Source organism: Halobacillus karajensis (assembly GCF_900108515.1).
Lineage (GTDB): Bacteria > Bacillota > Bacilli > Bacillales > Halobacillaceae > Halobacillus > Halobacillus karajensis.
In genome coordinates this window covers 287,790-305,356 of the sequence record NZ_FNWW01000005.1, presented here as the reverse complement: position 1 = coordinate 305,356, position 17,567 = coordinate 287,790, and the positions used below count along the sequence as shown (strand labels likewise).

Sequence of the window (17,567 nt, the reverse complement as noted above, 5' to 3'; positions counted from 1 at the left end):
CTCACAATTGAATTTAACCTAAGCACTTTTTATATCAGGAGAAAATCGGTTAAGAATTTGAAAGAAGGCCCACTAATTCTAACCCAAGTCTACTCATTAAGGCATGTATATCATGAATGTTATAATAGCATGTCATTCAAAAAAGCCAGTGATATGGGTGCTTTCATCAACTGGCTATACGAATCTATGAAGTTTCTCAAATATTTCCCCTTTATATCCTGTGTCACTATGTAATCCCCTCTCCACAAGCAGGGGGGTGTATATCAGAACCTTTCAGGAACACTTCCTAAGGAAACAAGAAAAAAGGATGGAAGGCAACATCCCATCCTTTTTTCGTTTTATTTCTTCGGATAACCTAAAATAGTTTTTATTTCTAAATACTCTTCGATCCCATAATCGCCCCATTCTCTCCCAATTCCTGATTGTTTGTAACCACCGAATGGAGCTGCAAAGTCTGCTTTCGCATCATTGATCTTCACACGTCCAGCTTTAAGGGCTGAGGCAACCTTCACCAATGTCTGTTCATCCTCACCAAAAACATAACCGGCTAAACCATACTTCGTATCATTTGCAATTTCAATCGCTTCCTCGACGGTGTCATATGTGATCAGACACGTAACTGGACCGAAAATTTCTTCTTGAGCAATGACCATATCGTTATCCACGTCTGTGAACACTGTTGGTTTTGCATAGTATCCTTTTTCTACCCCTTCAGGTTTTCCAGTTCCGCCAACAAGAAGCGTCGCCTCTTCTTGTCCTTTTTTAATATAAGACTGGACCGTATCCCATTGTTTCTGGGAAACCAATGGACCAATATGGTTGTCTTCTCTAGGGTTCCCTACCGGATATTCAGGAAGCACTTTTTGTACCGCTTCCTCGAAGGATTTTTTCATAGAAGAAGGAACTAACACTCTTGTAGCTGCTGAACAAACCTGACCACTATTTGTTGCGATATGACTGACAGCAGCCCTAGCAGCCTCTTCCACATCGGCATCTTCTAGGACTACAAGCGGAGATTTTCCGCCAAGTTCTAAAGCAACATTCGCGATTCGCTCTGAGGCATTCTGCATTACCTTCTTACCGACTGCCCCAGAGCCTGTAAAGGATACAAAATCAATACCAGGGTGGGAGCTGATTCCATCACCAATGACTGATCCGGATCCATTTACTAAGTTGAACGCACCTTTAGGCACGCCTACCTTATCGAAAATTTCTGTTAATATGATAGCTGCAAATGGAGTTACTTCGGCTGGTTTGAGAATGACCGGACTCCCTGCAGCAAATGCGCTCGCAATTTTGGTAGATGTTTGATTGGTCGGGAAGTTCCACGGGGTAATTAAACCACTAACTCCTACCGTATCTTTCATCACCGTGTGTCCTCCGCGATCCTCAATGAATGAAAAATTCTTCAAAGATTCAGCTGCTTGTGAGAAGTGATTATAGCCCATCATATAGTGGACATTTTCTGATATCGACTTTGGAGAACCTAATTCATCGGTAATGGTTTCGACAATGTCCTCCTTACGGTTTTCATATTCCGCTGCAATTTCTTTTAATAATTCAATTCTTTTCTCTTTAGATGTTTGAGAAAAAGAAGGAAAAGCATCACGTGCCGCCTGAACGGCTTTATCCAAATCTTCGTTCGTCCCCAGACTAATTTTCCCTATAACTTCCTCAGTTGCCGGGTTAATGACCTCTTCAATTTCATTTCCTGTTGACTCTATCCACTCACCGTTTATATAATGCTTTAAATAGTTGCGCATCATAATATCCCCTTTATTATGAATAATATTTTCTGACCGTTCCATGGTGAATGTATCCGTATTTCCCCATTTTCAAACATGGAAAGCTTCCCAAACACCAAATACTCGACTATAATTGTGGCAACAAAAAGGAAGGGTGATCATTGTTGACTTCAACAAAACAACAAATCCAGCATTTCTTGACAAAAAACGAAGATAAAGCCCGACTACTCGTCAGTTGTCCGGATCAACCAGGTATTGTATCGTGTATTTCTAGGTTTTTATATGAGCATGGGGCTAATATTGTTGAATCCAACCAGTATACGACTGATCATGAAGAAGGGACATTTTTCTTAAGAATTGTATTTGCTTCAGAAAATATGAAGGAGAAAGAGGAAAACCTAAAAATAAATTTTCATACAATTGCCGAGCAATTTGGGATGACTTGGCGTATGACATTCTTGCATGAATTAAAGCGAACAGCTATTTTCGTTTCTAAAGAATTACATTGTTTACGTGAACTTTTGTATGAATGGGAAAGTGGCAATCTTGTCACTGATATTCCTCTTGTAATCAGTAATCATGAAACGGCAAGAGACATTGTTGAGTCTTTCGGAATTCCTTTTTACTACATCCCGGCAAATAAAGATATTCGCAAAGAAGTAGAAGAAAAACAATTGGAATTACTTGAAGAATACGATATTGATTTAATTGTTCTTGCCAGATACATGCAGATTCTAACACCGAATTTCGTGGACAGACATCCATCCAAAATCATTAATATTCACCATTCCTTCCTGCCTGCCTTTATCGGGGCTAACCCTCATAAGCGTGCATATAAAAGAGGAGTAAAATTAATCGGGGCCACTTCCCACTATGTCACAGACGACTTAGATGAAGGACCGATTATCGAGCAGGATGTCATCAGGGTGGATCACCGGAACAATGTCCATGATTTAAAGAAAAAAGGAAGGTTGATCGAGAGAAGCGTTCTCAACCGTGCTGTTAAATGGGATATTGAAGATCGTGTCCTCGTACACAAAAACAAAACGATTGTTCTGTAATAAATAAATGAGATCAGCCAAAAAAAAGCTCTAGGAATCTAGAGCTTTTTTCATCAGTAAAAATCTTTTTCAGCACTTGAAAGGAAAAACTGTAGATCTTTTACATAAGATGATATAAAACTAATAAAAGAGGTGAAAAGATGATTCATACGGTAAAACCCGGGGAAACACTAGCCCAGATTTCTAGAGATTACCGAACTCCCTTAAGGGATATCCTAGCCGCTAATCAACTATCAAATCCTAATATCATCTTTCCAAGTCAAAAGATTACTATCCCTGGACTTCCCAATCCAGAAACAATTCCTTATCGAATTGATGTATCCATCAACAATCGGCGGCTGCGTTTATACAAAAACGGCACCATACAAAAAGAGTATCCCATTGCTGTTGGTCGAATGCTCTATGACACACCAACAGGAGAATTCTATATTATTAATAAAGCACCGAACCCTGGCGGACCCTTTGGTACCATGTGGATGAGCCTTTCCAAGCAACATTACGGAATTCATGGAACAAATGCCCCCGACTCTATCGGAAAGGCAGTATCGAAAGGGTGTATCCGAATGTACAATAAAGACGTAGAAGAATTATCCCAAATCATTCCTGTTGGGACGCCAGTGTCCATTCATGCGTGATTCCTAAAGCCGAAAGTCTCCAGGCGCTCATTCCATTTTGTTTTCTCAGATTTTTAATCTATCTCTACTCTACTTGTTACCTCCACTCCATTTAAAGCTTGAGTAGCAAGTCGATCCGCTTCGCGGTTATCTTTCCTTGAAATGGTTTCATAAGAGGGAGTAATCCCCATTTGATTAAGTTTATTCTCAATCCTGTCCGCCCACTCATTCAATGAATCCTCCATTGTCGGCCATTCATCATTCAATTGTTTCACTACCACTTGTGAATCACCTAAAAAACGAACAGGCAAATGATGGACTCCCATAAAATCTAATTCTTGAATAGCTAAGTGAAGCGCCGCGTATTCCGCTTCATTATTTGTACGTAATTCATCTACTAAGGCATTCCTTCTTAAACGCATCGCTTTCCCACTTTGTTCATAATAAATGACGCAGCCAAGTCCGGATCTTCTGTCATCTCTATTAAACCCACCATCAAAAAAGACCGTTATATTATGGGGCTCTGTTTCTAAGCCATGTAAATACTTCTGCAAATCTTTCCGCTTCCACGTTGTATCATATTGATCTATAAAAGTAATCGTCTCAGCACGCCCTATTTTCTCCAAATCTTCTGCAATCAATAATGCATCACCAATTGTCATTTCGTCAGATTTAAAAAACGTTTTCGTCTTTTTTGGCGTTCGATATGTAACTTCAATCCAAACTTTCACTTTTTTCACGCCTTTCTCTACTGTATTCGGAATGCTATTCGTTTTATATCTTTTTATAAAAACCAGTAGCTCTTCCTTCAAAACCTAATTGATGGTATATATGATGAGCGCTTTCTCTATCATCTCTGTTTCCGCTATTTAACATGATTGTTTTAGCGCCTGTTTGAAGTGCCCAATTTTCAGCCTTTTGCATGAGCTGTTTCCCAATACCTTTCCCTTGCGCAGATTCGCGAACGACAAACGCAATCACACGTACATGAGGGTCATCAGTGTGATAGGCCTCACAATAAGTCATACCGATCATGCCCAATAGTTCATTATATTCTTCCCACACAAATGTCTTAAAATCCCCTTTTGATAAAATCCGTGTTAAACGTTTTTTCATTTGTTCTTTTGTTGATGGGTATCCCAGATCCTTCATCAAAGGGACTAACTTCCCTGCATCCCCTACCCTTACCGTTCGTATCATGCTTTTTTCCTCCCTCACTTAATTAAACTATATTTTAAAATCAATCAACTCTAGAAACGCAAATCCCACAGGGCTTTAGTCCGAGGGAACTCACCGTACACCCATGGAAAGCGAGTGATTTCCCGGACCTCCAAACGCTGTCAAACATAACGGCACACCCTAAACATCTCGAAACGGATGGTTCTGGATAAGGGAGCATAAAAAAACAACTCTGCTGTTTAATTGGGCCTAAGAAAAACAAACCTGAAGATCGATGAGGACCTTCAGGCAACTATTATAAATAAATCGGTTATTTGGTTACATTCTCTTTTTGTCTAAGTTCGACCCTGCGGATTTTTCCAGATGTCGTTTTAGGGAGTTCCTGGATAAACTCTATTTTCCTTGGATATTTATATGGAGCCGTTAGTTCTTTAACATAACTTTGGAGTTCTTCAACCAATCCATTATCTCCTTCAAACCCACTTTGCAGAACAACATAAGCTTTTACCACAGTCCCACGAACTTCATCTGGACTTGCTACAACCGCACACTCCTGAACGGACTCATGTTTAACAAGAGCATCCTCTACTTCGAAAGGTCCGATCGTATATCCCGAACTAATAATAATATCATCACTTCGTCCTTCAAACCAAAAGTAGCCGTCTTCATCCTTCTTTGCCTGATCGCCGGTTATATAATAATTTCCACGTCTGGACATTTTGGTACGTTCTGAGTCCTTATAATACTCTTTAAACAGGGCTGGCGTATCGAGATGGACAGCAATATCTCCAACTTCACCTGGTCCCACCGGTGTGCCCATTTCATCAATGATTTCCACCTGGTTCCCTGGAGTCGGCCTCCCCATTGAACCAGGGCGGACTTCCATATCCTTCATTATTCCTACGAGAAGGGTATTTTCCGTCTGTCCATAGCCATCTCGCACAGTCACGTTAAAGTGGTTCTTAAACGTATCAATGACTTCACGATTTAATGGTTCACCAGCCGAAACTGCGCTGTGCAAACCTTCTAACTTGTACTCAGAAAGGTTATCTACTTTTGCCATCAAACGGTATTCGGTAGGTGTACAGCAAAGAACATTCACATCATGAGCATCCATAAGGGTTAAGTATCTTTTAGGGTTGAACTTCCCTTGATATACTAAACCTTGTGCTCCTTTTCCAAGTACCGATAAGAAGGGACTCCAAATCCACTTCTGCCAGCCAGGACCAGCGGTCGCCCAAACCGTATCCCCATCTTGAATGGCAAGCCATTTGTCAGCTGCTGTTTTTAAATGGGCATATCCCCAACCATGAGAATGCACCACACCTTTTGGATTACCTGTCGTCCCTGATGTATAGGATAGAAAAGCCATATCTTCTCTTGATGTATCAGCTAATGGTAGTTCCTCACTATAATCATCCATAAGCGCATCAAGGTCCATCCAGCCTTCTTTTGACCCGCCTACTGAAAAGGTTATTAAACGATCATATTCGTTCACACTAAGAAATTGATCCGTGTAAGGATAATAACTGATAACTCCACTGACCTCTCCATGGGATATTCTATATTGTAAATCTTTTGTCCGCAGCATTTCGGAGCTGGGTATCACTACCAGTCCTATTTTAAGCGCCGCCAAATAAACTTGATAGGCTTCAATTATGCGAGGAATCATAACAAGTACTTTATCCCCCTGCTTCAACCCCTGCGCAAGGAAAGCGTTTCCAATTTTGTTTGCATTTTTCATTAATTGATCATATGTAACTTCCTTTTGCTCCCCTTGTTCATTCAACCATAATAAAGCCTTTCTACCTTTTTGTTTCGCATAATTTTCTATTTCAGAAACTACATTGTACCTTTCAGGAGCTATTAGTTCCTCTCTTTGCATATGGATTCCTCCTCTTTAATGAGCCGCTGTTCAGTTTACACATGCACACCTATTATAACAAATTTTCTCAATTTTACAAATAATGAATCCTATTCATATAAATAACTTAACAGAAGTCTTTCCGTCTCTTCCCTAAAGGCTAGGTCACTCGGTACATAAACCAAATGGCTAGCGGTATAATTGACAGACTATTAACACATTTTCTATAATACTCATAACCATAACAGGGAGTGATTAGCAATGGAAGCACGTCCCGTCAAACAACAACATCGTTTAAATAAGCATGCATTCGTTCTTATATCGATGATCATTATTGTGATTTTTTCTTCTATATCCATAATTACGGAAAGTTTCAATTATGCTATATCCTCACTCATTACTGTCGTTTTGATTAATTTGACCATTATACTGAAAACGGTACGATCTCAAAAAAAAAAGCCTTTAAATCAGGATTAATCCCTGGTTAAAGGCTTTTTTCTATCTGTTAATGACATATAATTTAAACTCTCTTCCATATGTTGATCAATAAGCCGCAGCAATCGAGGCAGATCCTGCTTTCTTAATGCGTCTAATAAAAGTTCATGTTCCTTAAAACGCTGCTTCTCATATAAGTCTTCGTTAACAAATACATCATATAACATGAGATAGACATGAATCTGGTTTAGAATACGTTCAGTAAAGTCTATTAAGAATGTATTTTTCGTCTTTAAAGCCAGCGTCATATGAAACTGTTTATTGACATCCAAGTATTCGAGAATATCACGCGTCTTATAGGTTTCCCTCTCATGTCGAATCCATTCCTCTAAATGAAGAAAATCCTCTTCACTCATGTGTTCATAGATTTGTTCAAGTGTCATTTTTTCTAAATGACGCCTCATATCAAAAGCTTGCCTTATTTCTTCAAGTGTCGGCCTCACCACGAAAGCTCCACGATTGGAGTATATATTAACCAAGCCTTCTTGCTCGAGTTTTTTCATTGCATTCCGTATTGGAGTCCGGGAGACTTGTATTTCTTTTCCGATTAGGCTTTCCACAAGCTGTGTACCCGGGGAAAGATGACGGAATAAAATCTGGTTCTTCAGATAATCATACACGTCCTCCGTTCTGGACGGACGTTCTCTTAGTGTCTCTTTTAACGTATGTTTCTTGATGTTACCCCACCTTTAGGCTAAACGCTTAAAATTTTCACCTAGAATTTCATTCATGGAGTGCACAGTTATAAAGGCTTGTTCATCTACAGCTGTCATATATTTTTTCAGCCGAGTATAATCTTTTCGACTTAAGATCGTTGTGATCACTTCTTTATCCTCTTGATTAAATGCGCCTTTTGCCTGATGAATAGTAGCCCCACGCCCAAGCTTGTTAACGATAAATTGACGGACTTGTTCACTTTCACGGCTGATAATAACAATCTCTTTATTATCTTCAAATTGTTGCAGCATATAATCGATGACGAGTCCATTCAAAATGACACCGAAGAAGGCATACATACCTACTGTTGGTCCGAATAAAAAAATAGAGAAGGTAGCAATCGCAATATCAGAAAATAGGACGCCTTTTCCTACATCAATAGAAAAGAATTTGTTTAGAATCATAGCAATAATGTCCGTCCCGCCAGTAGAGGCTCCCTGATGAAAGACAAGGGCCATTCCTGATGCGGCAATAATCTGTCCAATAATCAATTGAATGAGAAGGTCATTGCTCAACGCTTCCTGCATCGGGAAGAAAGATTCAAGTCCCCATACCATAAAGGACAATGCGAAACTCGCGTATATGGTTTTAACACCAAACTGAAAACCTAAAAAGATAAAACCAACAATAAAGAGTATGATGTTTAAAATAATCATAATCAAGCCAAGCGAAAGGTCTGGGATAACTTTATTCAGTACAATGGAAGCACCACTTACTCCCCCAGTTGCCAGATCATTTGGTGATAGGAAAAAATGTACGTTGATGGCTACACCGAGTGCTCCCAGGTTCATCAACAAAAAAGACCATACTTTTTTCAGCATCAGAAAGCCTCCTTTTATATGAAAATCACTTATAATTTTTCGAACGGAAATTGTAGTACAATCGGGATTATAGAGCCCTTTAGATTGTTTGTAAACAGCTTTGATTGTAAAATTTTATGTAAGCGATTGAACGTGGAATTTTCAAATAATTACAAACGCCATGCTGTTAAAAAAACGGATATTCTTGATAGATCCAGCGTTTATAGGGAAATCGTCGATTTTTGAAGATAAGAATTCCGTTAGTCCACTTTTGTCGTAATTTCTTTTATTTTCCATGAAAAAGAAGGGTTTAGCTTGACATCATTGATGTTACTGAACGAATCCCTTACCCCATTCATAAGACAAAAAAGCCACCATCCCTGATTGGGATGATGGCCTTTTGTTATTTAGGTAGAGAAACAGTGACTGTCGTTCCTCCGCCTTTTTGGCTCTCGTATGAAATTTCTCCATTTAAATCTGATACAATCTTCTTGGTTACCATAACACCTAGTCCCGTACCTTTTTCTTTGGTCGTAAAGAAAGGTTCACCTATTTTGGCTAATTCTTGAGGTGTCAGTCCTGGTCCATTATCTCTAACGGAAAGCGTTAGCTTTGTGCTGGACATTCGGATGCTGACCCGAACCTCTCCCCCCAGGTCAACAGCATCGATAGCATTTTTGACAAGGTTTATTAAAATTTGGTTCAGTCGCTTCGGTTCCGTTTCAAAAGTATCTTGGATCGGGTCACAATCGAGTAAGAGATAAATCTGTTTTTCATTAGCTTCAGGTTCTAGTAACCGCAACACATACGACACTAGCTGTTCAGGATCTACCTGTTCCAGCTGAAGCGAAGATTTTGGCTTCGACAACATCATAAAATCCTGTACAATAGCTTCAATCCTATTGACTTCATCCAATATGATCTCCTGGTAATTATCTCTTAACTCAGGGTTTGCCGCTCCGATTTGCAGAAAACCTTTAATGGCCGTTAACGGATTCTTGATTTCGTGTGCAATGCCTGCGGACATTTGGGTAATTGTAGAGAGCTGTTGGGATTTTTCCTTAAGATCCAACATTTCCTTGCATTCTGTAACATCTTCATGGATACCTAATACATATAAATCACCATTATATTCAACAGGAAACCCCTTTGTACGAATCCATTTCGTTTTCTGTCCCGTGCCTTTTATACGGTATTCGACTTCACACTCCTTTGTTGCCATCTCGTTCAATGCCGCCCGCAGATTCGCTTGATCTGGTTCGCGAACATTTTTAATCAGGACTTCAGGATCATGGAAAGCTTCTTGTCGTGAAATACCGAACATCTCTTGAAAAGATGGACTGACATAGTGCAACCTTTTAAAATCCGGCTGACTGATCCAAAAGACATCCTTGATATTATTTGCGAGGAGAGCAAAGCGATCTTCTGATTCTCGTAGAGCTTGTAAATGACGTTTATATTCAGTTATATCTTGGACAAAAACCGTAATACCTAGGTCCGTTGGATGAACAGTAACTTGAACATCTGTTTTCGTTTCACTAAGATACCCCTCAAATTCCATAGTTTCCTGTGTTTCCATCGCTCGTAAATACTGTTGGAAGAAATGGTAATGTTCATGAATCGGGAAGACATCCCACAATTTCCTATAATAGTTTTGGAAAAAAGATACGCCTGTAATCTCTTCCATTTTAGGATTAGCATAAGTGACTTCCCAATTATGATTGATTAATGCGAGGCCATGAGGGAATTTATCAACTAAGTGTGACATTTTTTTCTTCAAATGAGAGGGAGTGGATCCGGACAGATGAATCATCTTGCTCCTACGTTCGTAACCGATCAATTGATTCAAAGCCGCGGAGTCTTTAGTGTCGTGATTTGTAGAGAGAGTCATGGATTCAGAACTTTCAGGCTGACTTTCGACCGCTTGAAGTGAAAAAGCAATCTGCCCATTAGTTAAATGAACCATTTTGCATTGATAGGTATGAAACTTATCTATATCCGTTAATTGAACAGACGACTCTCTGCGTCCTTCTGTTAGGAGTTGATGTAATGCCTCCTGCAGACGATGCTGTCCCGTATGACGGAAGCTGTGAAGCCACTGGGAGAACGACATGTCCGACTCCTTCATTTGAAGAGACCCTTGCATTTGCTGATTAAGCGTAACAGTCTGAAGACGCAAATCCAGTAAACATGCAGGTATACCATTCAAACTTAGAACATCCAAAATTTCGCCGCTATGAACTTGGTCAGAATACCTCTCTCTAATTACCAATATTAAGACCTCTTTCCTTTTAGCCGTTCAATATTTTCCAGTACGATTCTCATTATAACGTAACAAAATACAATTTTGAATATTTTCAAACGATTTAACCTTTATTTTTCTATTTGTTACAAATTATGTGATGGTAGACAAGTTTATGACGATTTTCTTCTTTCTTCATCCTTCTATGCTTCGCCATAAAGTCAAGGAAGCATAACTCAAATATGGCGCCCACGCTTTACTCCAGCTTTCCATTTGTTCATAGGTTGGCTTCTTATCCATCTCAAAGTACTGCTTAAGAGCATTTTGAATTCCGATATCTGCCTTAGGAAAAAGATTCGGCCGACCAACACCAAACATCATCCAATTCTCAGCTGTCCAAGGCCCGATTCCTCTTATTTTAATGAGCTCTTTCATAATTTTTTCATCCGGCGCTTCCGCTAATGCTGCTAAGTCGAGTTTACCCTCTGCGACCAATCGGGAAGTATCGACCACGTATTCTGCTTTTCTTTGACTGAACTGTAATTCTCTTAACGTTTCATAAGAAGTGGCAGCTACCGTCTCAGGGGATGGATAAAACCATACGCCTTCTTTGTTAGTGCCTAAGGTTTCAACAAAACGTGTACTCAAAGTATAAGCAAATTTCATATTCAATTGCTGATGAATGATCACCTTCATTAAACAGTCATACAAGTGAAAGTCCTTGACAATTGGTGTACCTGGATATGCCTGAAATAATGGGGCTAAATTCGTCTCTAAGAAATGCTTATGCACCTGTTCTATATCTACTTCCCATTGAAATAGATCTGTTATATATGTGAGCAATGTTCCTTTATGTTCATCACTATCACTTGATACTTCAAAATGAGGGTCAGCAATTGTACCAATGCCTTGGACGCGTACGATGTGAAGGTCATCTTCCAGTCTGACAGGGACATCCACCCATCGTTCTGCACGGTCCAGCCGCGTCAGTGGGTCGAACGCCCAACGAAGTAAGGTGTAATCAAAATCATAAAAAGTATTTGCCTTAAACTTTTCTTTCCACAAACGGATTTTCCTCCCTTTTGTCGTACGATTGTTTATAATTTAGTTAGAATGGGAACTATTCCCTAATCGACTATTCCCCCTCTTACCCTCATATCCCTTTTTCAAACATTGTTCTACATTTATGGAGATATATCTATACACAAAATGTAAAATTTATAAATTTTACTTTTTCTTTCACCTTGAATTACATTGAAAAACCATCGCAAGAAGCGATGGTCCCTCAGAATTTATAACCCCCATATAGGAGCGGGGAGCAATTGTTTAATCATTAGGTCATTCAGATTGCCGAACCTGTATCCTCTCTTTCTAAGTTCATCAATGAGTTGTGACAAAGCTTCTGCATTATCCTCAGAAACCGTATGAAGGAGGATGACAGCACCGGGATGAATTTGTTTAATCACATTTTCGTAAGCATATTCCCATCCACGCTGTTTATCAGTTTCCCAGTCTACGAAAGCAAGCGACCAGAAAGCATGAGTATAACCGAATTCTCTTGCCCATTGCAATGTCTGCTCATTGAATGTCCCCCGTGGTGGCCGGACAAAAGTCATGACATCCTGATCAGTCAAATCCCTGACTGCGTTATGAACACGATCCAGTTCCTTTTTCATCTTTTTCTTTGAAACCTTAGTGAAATCAGGGTGACTCCAAGAGTGGTTTCCGATTAAATGACCTTCTTCAGCCATTCTCTTTAATAGTTCTGGCGCACTTTCAATATAATGACCTGTTACAAAAAAGGTCGCTGGTACACCTTTTTCCTTTAATACATCAAGCACCTTCCCTGTATATCCCTGTTCATAACCATTATCAAAGGTTAAGTAAACGACAGGGTCACCAGAGGGATCCACATAAAAGCCATCATATTTATCAATCATCGGTCCATAACGGCCCACGTCTGGGATAGAGCCATCCTTCTTTTTACTAAACCCCCACCCTTCTGCAAATGTGTGCATGGGTGAGATCAAAATGGTCATTGCTAATAAGAGCGCGAACGCTTTTTTCCACATACTTACCACTCACTTTTTCCTTAGTATGTGTGTGAGGACTGGGAATATAAAAAAAGACAAGTGGGAAAATTCCCCACATGCCTTTTTATAAGAAAAGTGACGCTGCCCAGCCAAATATGAACAGCGGGATATTATAATGCAAAAACGTTGGGACACACGTATCCCAAATATGATTGTGTTTCCCATCAGCATTCAAACCAGATGTAGGCCCAAGTGTACTGTCAGAGGCTGGAGAACCGGCATCTCCTAACGCTCCAGCTGTACCGATTAAGGTAGCTGTTGCCATCGGGGAAAACCCGGCGGATAAACAAATCGGCACAAACAAAGCAGCCAAGATTGGAATCGTTGCAAAAGAAGAGCCAATTCCCATTGTAACAACCAACCCAACAAGTAGAAGGAGGAAAGCAATAAAGGCTTTATTATCGCCAAGATAACCTGAACTTACCTCAACAAGGGCGCTAACTGATTCTGTTTCCGTTAAAACATTCGCATAGCCAGCAGCTACTAACATGACAAAGGCAATAAAGCCCATCATGCCAATCCCGTCATTAACAACCTTATCTCCACTTTTATAAGGAACAATACGAAAGACAAACATGAGGATTATTCCTGCGAGTGCAGCAATAATAAGGTTCTCCCATATAGCTTGAATAAATAGTGTTACAACAATGGCTACGAGTGTCAAACCATGCTTATGGTTAAAATGTGCAACCTCCACTCCTTTATGCTCGTAATCCTTTCCTTGGGTTGGAAGAACAGCTGGTTCCCGTCTTCTTCTGTACGTCACAAATATAGCAATCAATAAACCGACAATCATACCGGAGCCAGGAATGATTAAGGATTGTGCAATAGAACCAATCCCTAACTCAATCCCATTACTGCTCATTGAAGATTGAATGGTTTCGTGAAAGATATACCCAAACCCTATTGGCAGCATAACATAGGGAGCCTTCAATCCAAAAGTAAGTGCGGCTGCTACTGCACGGCGGTCTAACTTCATTTCATCAAACAGCTTCAATAAAGGTGGAATTAAGATAGGAATAAAAGCAATGTGTACAGGAATAACATTTTGGGACAAACTTGCTACAAATGCGATGACAAGAACCATCATCGTTTTTCTATTTTTTAGTACACGAAGCAGATAACCGACTAGTAAAGAAGTAATTCCCGAATAACTAATCGCTACAGCAAATGCTCCTAATAATATATAACTAAGTGCCACGCTCGCCTGGTCGCCCATACCGTCTACCAGCATATCCAATGCGCCCATCAGGGTTTCCCCGTTCATAACCCCTGCGGTTAACCCTGCAGCAAGAATGGCAATAATGACGTTAACTCGTAATAAACTCAATACCGTCATTACAAGGACAGACACAACAACTGCCCAAGCCATAGAACATTCTCCTCTCAATTTTCATACATTAGCGATTTACCATGATAAAGCAAAAGGGCAAAAAAATCAACCCTCTTGAAAAAGAGAGTCAATAGCAGGTAATCCTCACCCCATATTTTCTTCAAGCTCTTCTAACATGGAAATTAAACGATCGATATCTTCTACAGAAGTTTCTTCCGGGTCCAGTTGTTCAATACGTCCCATAAAGTCTGCCAGGCGAAGTTTCAAATCCTCGATTCGATCTTTTTGCGACATTACTCACACCTCATTTCTACCTTTCTGTACGCTTTAAAACCACGTCCATCATAGTACATGGAACACCCTCTGTCTATAAGGGAGAAATCGCCCTTAAAGACATGATATAATGCTTGTTAGATTACATTGGAGGGTATATATATGTCATTAACTGAATTTGAAACCTATTTGGATGATCATGCGATTATTAAATTGCTAGTTACAGCTGCCCTTCTTTTTGTCATTGTTCTCATTCTTCGTAAAGTCATTCACACTTTCTTTCAGAAAACAGACTTCATCGAAGAGAAAAAAGAAAAAACTCTTGAATCAATGCTGAACTCCATCATCAGCTATGCTGCTGTCATAGGGTTTATTCTGGTAGTTCTCGATCAATTCACATCTATTGAAAAACTACTCGCCGGGGCCGGGGTTATTGGAATTATCGTCGGGTTCGGTGCTCAGAGCTTAATTAAAGACTTCTTTGCTGGTCTATTCCTTTTATATGAAAAACAGTTGCATAAAGGAGACTTCATAACGGTAAATAATACTTTCCATGGGACAGTGGAGGATATTGGCCTCCGATTTCTAAAAGTCCGGCAGTGGAGTGGTAAACTCCTGACCATCAGTAACGGGCAAATCAAAACGATTGAAAATTATAATTTTGATTACATGCGTGTCATTGAAAAAGTAACCACAAGCTTCCAACAAGAACCTAAACAAGCCTCTCAAATATTGGAAAAAGCATGTGAAAGGTTAAATGATGAGTTATACCAGTATTTGAAGAAAGACCTGACAGACAAGCCATATGAGCCTTTCCAAGTATACGGCATGTCTTCATTGAACCACGAACACCGTGGTTATGAATATACAATCGTCGGTGTCGTTGAAGACCTTGTTTACTGGACAGCCGCAAAAAAAACGCGCTTCATTCTTGCTGAAGAATTGTTTGAACACAATATCTTCATGTCAGAACAGCGCGTAGAATTGAATTCTTCATTTAAAGAGAAACCTTATTTCAATTCAAATGAAAAGCTCACGTGATCTTGAACTGGAATCCATGCCCCGATCCCTTGTCTCGTGACATTTTTTATATTTAATGTCTTCTTAGATCCTTTAAGCTGAATGTATACGTCACCAAATGTAACTTCCCCTTTTTCATTTACTGCGGGAGCATAGGCGTGAAGAATTCCCACTTTGTTTGTTGGGACACCATAAGAGTTTTTTTGTTTGGTTCCTTTCCCGACTACTGTATTGAAAGAAAGGGGAAGCTTGGTGTTCTTCTGAGCTTCTAAAAGAATAAGTTTCATCATCTGATCACTATGGCTGATTCTTGACGTTAAGCCCCCTTTGATCTGTTTCTCTTCTTTCTGCTCATAACTGATTTTTTCCGGCTGCTCTCCACCATGATTGTTTAACTCATTTTTATTGATCTCCTGATACTCCCAGTTAATATTGGTTTCTTTGGAGTCATAAGCCAACGGCCAGCGTCCTAAAAAAATCTCCCCTCTATAACCAATCGCAAAAGGAGATGGTTTCAGCGATGTTTCATTCAACATCTCAATCAATTGTGGGTTGGTCACACGGACATCCGTATTTTCCATCAATTCTTTGGTGATTTCTTCTGCTTCCAATAATTCCTGATCGTCTGTGGAATTCGGGTACGTGTTATCTTTGGATATATTCAGTACATGATTCGGAATCGAGCTCTCTTTTTCAGCTTTCTTATTTTCAGCTGATATTGATCCACTGATGAGCATAAAAACGCCAATAAATATGATCAGTCCTAACCAATTTCTTTTCACATCATGGGCCACCTTTCATTTTTTTATATCATGTGAAAAATAGCCCTTCCTATACACAAAATTAAGAGAGCAACTTATTCATGACATGGTTCGCTTTACCATTAAAAAATTGGATGAACGGTCCAATGAAAACCAAAATAATTACCGTACCGATGCCAATTGGCCCCCCCAGAGCGAAGGCAAGGACAAGGGCAAACACTTCTGTCAAAGTTTTAGCCGTACGCAAGCTGAATCCAAACCTTTTTTGAAGAGCAACCATGAACCCATCAACAGGATTCAAAGAGAATTTAGGCTGCAAATATAAGGAAACGCCGAAGGCAAGAATAGCAATCCCCCCAATTAAAAGGAACAATTGAAGCCAAAAGGAAGCAATTCCAAATGTGTCAAAAACGGAAAGCATCCAGAAATCAATAAATTGTCCAATGACGAGGATGGTGAGTACGGCCAATAAATCCGGCTTTTCTTTCGCAATCAGAGCATTCGTAAGGATGAGGAGTGCACCGATAATAATCACCCATGTCCCGACCGTCAGCCCTACTGTTTCGGAAAGGCCGACATTCAAAGCATCCCAGGCCCCTGCTCCTAAATCTGATTTGATCGTCAATGTAATGCCAAGAGATATAATAATTAATCCTACTAAGTAAAAGAAAGCTTTGATACTGATATTCTTCATTTGTCATCCTCTCCCCTCTCCACTTCAAGAAAACCCTTTCACTTATGTGTAAAACTTTTTTCCCTCCCCCAGCCCTAACTCACATTAATATCTCGAAATTGTATTCTAAATAACTGCCATTTAGTTAAATGACTCTTCCTTGAAATTCATTGGTGATTCAAATAGGTAAACAAAAAAAGAGCGCTTATCCAAAGAAAGGATAAGGCTCTTTCATTTTACTTGCTTAATTGAATGCACTCAAGCGTTTCTTCCACTTCAATACTATTTTGGACTGATTGAACCATAGAACAATTATTTCTGGATACATCCAAATTCTTCAATAACTTATCCTGATTCAAATGGTATCCTTTAATGACATAATGAAGGTGGACTTTTTCAATACGATTGGCTTTATCGGGATTTCTTTCTACTTCAGCTGTTACTTTGATATCTTCATATTGAACCCGCTGTTTATCCAGTATTTTCCTGAAAACACCTATACTACAGCCAGCTATGGAAGCAACCATCAGCTGATAAGGGCGGAAACCGAACGTTTCATCTCCGGAAATATTCAATTGACCATATTCAAATGATGTCCGGACACCCTGATCTTTCAAATAAAAGTCCATTATCCATCCACTCCTTCGGCATTTTGCTGCCCCTTACTTTTATAATAACCGTTTTCAGCCAGGAAATA

Annotated in this window: 18 protein-coding genes; 4 read left to right on the top strand and 14 right to left on the bottom strand. The window is 39.7% G+C overall.

Annotated features, from left to right (window positions below; translation table 11 throughout):
* Positions 1 to 338: 338 nt before the first annotated feature.
* Positions 339 to 1,763, bottom strand: coding sequence for an aldehyde dehydrogenase family protein (locus BLW54_RS12540; protein ID WP_074735017.1), 1,425 nt, complete (start codon positions 1,761 to 1,763; stop codon positions 339 to 341).
* A gap of 143 nt (positions 1,764 to 1,906) precedes the next feature.
* Between BLW54_RS12540 and purU the strand changes: the two genes are divergently transcribed.
* Positions 1,907 to 2,806, top strand: coding sequence for a formyltetrahydrofolate deformylase (gene purU / locus BLW54_RS12535; protein ID WP_035508588.1), 900 nt, complete (start codon positions 1,907 to 1,909; stop codon positions 2,804 to 2,806).
* 140 nt (positions 2,807 to 2,946) lie between these two features.
* The gene (locus tag BLW54_RS12530) at positions 2,947 to 3,441 is read left to right on the top strand and encodes a L,D-transpeptidase family protein (protein ID WP_074735014.1); all 495 of its coding nucleotides are present in this window, start codon (positions 2,947 to 2,949) and stop codon (positions 3,439 to 3,441) included.
* 53 nt (positions 3,442 to 3,494) lie between these two features.
* On the opposite strand, the gene BLW54_RS12525 is transcribed toward BLW54_RS12530, so the two are convergent.
* From BLW54_RS12525 to mbcS, 3 genes are all read right to left on the bottom strand, one after another.
* On the bottom strand, positions 3,495 to 4,151 hold the full coding sequence (locus BLW54_RS12525; protein WP_035508821.1) for a reverse transcriptase-like protein: 657 nt from the start codon (positions 4,149 to 4,151) through the stop codon (positions 3,495 to 3,497).
* Positions 4,152 to 4,194: 43 nt separating this feature from the next.
* Positions 4,195 to 4,620, bottom strand: a complete 426-nt coding sequence (locus tag BLW54_RS12520) for a GNAT family N-acetyltransferase (protein WP_035508585.1) — start codon at positions 4,618 to 4,620, stop codon at positions 4,195 to 4,197.
* Positions 4,621 to 4,909: 289 nt separating this feature from the next.
* The gene (gene mbcS / locus BLW54_RS12515) at positions 4,910 to 6,484 is read right to left on the bottom strand and encodes an acyl-CoA synthetase MbcS (RefSeq protein WP_035508583.1); all 1,575 of its coding nucleotides are present in this window, start codon (positions 6,482 to 6,484) and stop codon (positions 4,910 to 4,912) included.
* A 240-nt stretch (positions 6,485 to 6,724) separates the two neighbouring features.
* On the opposite strand from mbcS, the gene BLW54_RS12510 reads away from it, so the two are divergent.
* Positions 6,725 to 6,940, top strand: a complete 216-nt coding sequence (locus BLW54_RS12510; protein WP_035508582.1) for a hypothetical protein — start codon at positions 6,725 to 6,727, stop codon at positions 6,938 to 6,940.
* Here BLW54_RS12510 and BLW54_RS12505 read toward each other — a convergent pair.
* From BLW54_RS12505 to BLW54_RS20740, 7 genes are all read right to left on the bottom strand, one after another.
* Positions 6,937 to 7,578: a GntR family transcriptional regulator gene (locus BLW54_RS12505; RefSeq protein WP_051744127.1), complete on the bottom strand. Its 642-nt coding sequence runs from the start codon at positions 7,576 to 7,578 to the stop codon at positions 6,937 to 6,939. The two genes, BLW54_RS12510 and BLW54_RS12505, sit on opposite strands and share 4 nt — an antisense overlap.
* A gap of 69 nt (positions 7,579 to 7,647) precedes the next feature.
* On the bottom strand, positions 7,648 to 8,496 hold the full coding sequence (locus BLW54_RS12500) for a YitT family protein (RefSeq protein WP_035508580.1): 849 nt from the start codon (positions 8,494 to 8,496) through the stop codon (positions 7,648 to 7,650).
* A gap of 382 nt (positions 8,497 to 8,878) precedes the next feature.
* Positions 8,879 to 10,747: a PAS domain-containing sensor histidine kinase gene (locus BLW54_RS12495; protein ID WP_035508579.1), complete on the bottom strand. Its 1,869-nt coding sequence runs from the start codon at positions 10,745 to 10,747 to the stop codon at positions 8,879 to 8,881.
* A gap of 165 nt (positions 10,748 to 10,912) precedes the next feature.
* Positions 10,913 to 11,782 (bottom strand): DNA-3-methyladenine glycosylase family protein, encoded by an 870-nt coding sequence (locus tag BLW54_RS12490; protein WP_074735011.1) that lies wholly within the window; start codon positions 11,780 to 11,782, stop codon positions 10,913 to 10,915.
* A gap of 227 nt (positions 11,783 to 12,009) precedes the next feature.
* Positions 12,010 to 12,789: a delta-lactam-biosynthetic de-N-acetylase gene (gene pdaA / locus BLW54_RS12485; protein ID WP_035508818.1), complete on the bottom strand. Its 780-nt coding sequence runs from the start codon at positions 12,787 to 12,789 to the stop codon at positions 12,010 to 12,012.
* 85 nt (positions 12,790 to 12,874) lie between these two features.
* Positions 12,875 to 14,182, bottom strand: coding sequence for a Na+/H+ antiporter family protein (locus tag BLW54_RS12480; protein WP_035508575.1), 1,308 nt, complete (start codon positions 14,180 to 14,182; stop codon positions 12,875 to 12,877).
* A gap of 105 nt (positions 14,183 to 14,287) precedes the next feature.
* Positions 14,288 to 14,437, bottom strand: a complete 150-nt coding sequence (locus BLW54_RS20740) for an SE1561 family protein (protein ID WP_167358814.1) — start codon at positions 14,435 to 14,437, stop codon at positions 14,288 to 14,290.
* Positions 14,438 to 14,578: 141 nt separating this feature from the next.
* Between BLW54_RS20740 and BLW54_RS12475 the strand changes: the two genes are divergently transcribed.
* Entirely contained in the window at positions 14,579 to 15,457 is an 879-nt protein-coding gene (locus BLW54_RS12475) for a mechanosensitive ion channel family protein (protein WP_035508573.1), read from the top strand.
* Here BLW54_RS12475 and BLW54_RS12470 read toward each other — a convergent pair.
* The 3 genes from BLW54_RS12470 to BLW54_RS12460 form a co-directional block, all read right to left on the bottom strand.
* Entirely contained in the window at positions 15,427 to 16,173 is a 747-nt protein-coding gene (locus BLW54_RS12470; RefSeq protein ID WP_051744142.1) for a YfkD family protein, read from the bottom strand. The two genes, BLW54_RS12475 and BLW54_RS12470, sit on opposite strands and share 31 nt — an antisense overlap.
* Positions 16,174 to 16,279: 106 nt before the next feature.
* Positions 16,280 to 16,891, bottom strand: a complete 612-nt coding sequence (locus tag BLW54_RS12465; protein WP_035508569.1) for a YczE/YyaS/YitT family protein — start codon at positions 16,889 to 16,891, stop codon at positions 16,280 to 16,282.
* 215 nt (positions 16,892 to 17,106) lie between these two features.
* Positions 17,107 to 17,499 carry an OsmC family protein gene (locus BLW54_RS12460; protein WP_035508567.1) on the bottom strand — a complete coding sequence of 131 codons (393 nt, stop codon included), beginning with the start codon at positions 17,497 to 17,499 and terminating at the stop codon, positions 17,107 to 17,109.
* Positions 17,500 to 17,567 lie beyond the last annotated feature (68 nt).

Excerpts from the sequence above, each read along its gene's own strand:
- BLW54_RS12540 (WP_074735017.1), bottom strand. The coding sequence starts at position 1,763 with ATGCGCAACTATTTAAAGCATTATATAAACGGTGAGTGGATAGAGTCA.
- BLW54_RS12530 (WP_074735014.1), top strand. The coding sequence starts at position 2,947 with ATGATTCATACGGTAAAACCCGGGGAAACACTAGCCCAGATTTCTAGA.
- BLW54_RS12520 (WP_035508585.1), bottom strand. The coding sequence starts at position 4,620 with ATGATACGAACGGTAAGGGTAGGGGATGCAGGGAAGTTAGTCCCTTTG.
- mbcS (WP_035508583.1), bottom strand. The coding sequence starts at position 6,484 with ATGCAAAGAGAGGAACTAATAGCTCCTGAAAGGTACAATGTAGTTTCT.
- BLW54_RS12510 (WP_035508582.1), top strand. The coding sequence starts at position 6,725 with ATGGAAGCACGTCCCGTCAAACAACAACATCGTTTAAATAAGCATGCA.
- BLW54_RS12500 (WP_035508580.1), bottom strand. The coding sequence starts at position 8,496 with ATGCTGAAAAAAGTATGGTCTTTTTTGTTGATGAACCTGGGAGCACTC.
- pdaA (WP_035508818.1), bottom strand. The coding sequence starts at position 12,789 with ATGTGGAAAAAAGCGTTCGCGCTCTTATTAGCAATGACCATTTTGATC.
- BLW54_RS12480 (WP_035508575.1), bottom strand. The coding sequence starts at position 14,182 with ATGGCTTGGGCAGTTGTTGTGTCTGTCCTTGTAATGACGGTATTGAGT.
- BLW54_RS20740 (WP_167358814.1), bottom strand. The coding sequence starts at position 14,437 with ATGTCGCAAAAAGATCGAATCGAGGATTTGAAACTTCGCCTGGCAGAC.
- BLW54_RS12475 (WP_035508573.1), top strand. The coding sequence starts at position 14,579 with ATGTCATTAACTGAATTTGAAACCTATTTGGATGATCATGCGATTATT.
- BLW54_RS12470 (WP_051744142.1), bottom strand. The coding sequence starts at position 16,173 with ATGCTCATCAGTGGATCAATATCAGCTGAAAATAAGAAAGCTGAAAAA.
- BLW54_RS12465 (WP_035508569.1), bottom strand. The coding sequence starts at position 16,891 with ATGAAGAATATCAGTATCAAAGCTTTCTTTTACTTAGTAGGATTAATT.
- BLW54_RS12460 (WP_035508567.1), bottom strand. The coding sequence starts at position 17,499 with ATGGACTTTTATTTGAAAGATCAGGGTGTCCGGACATCATTTGAATAT.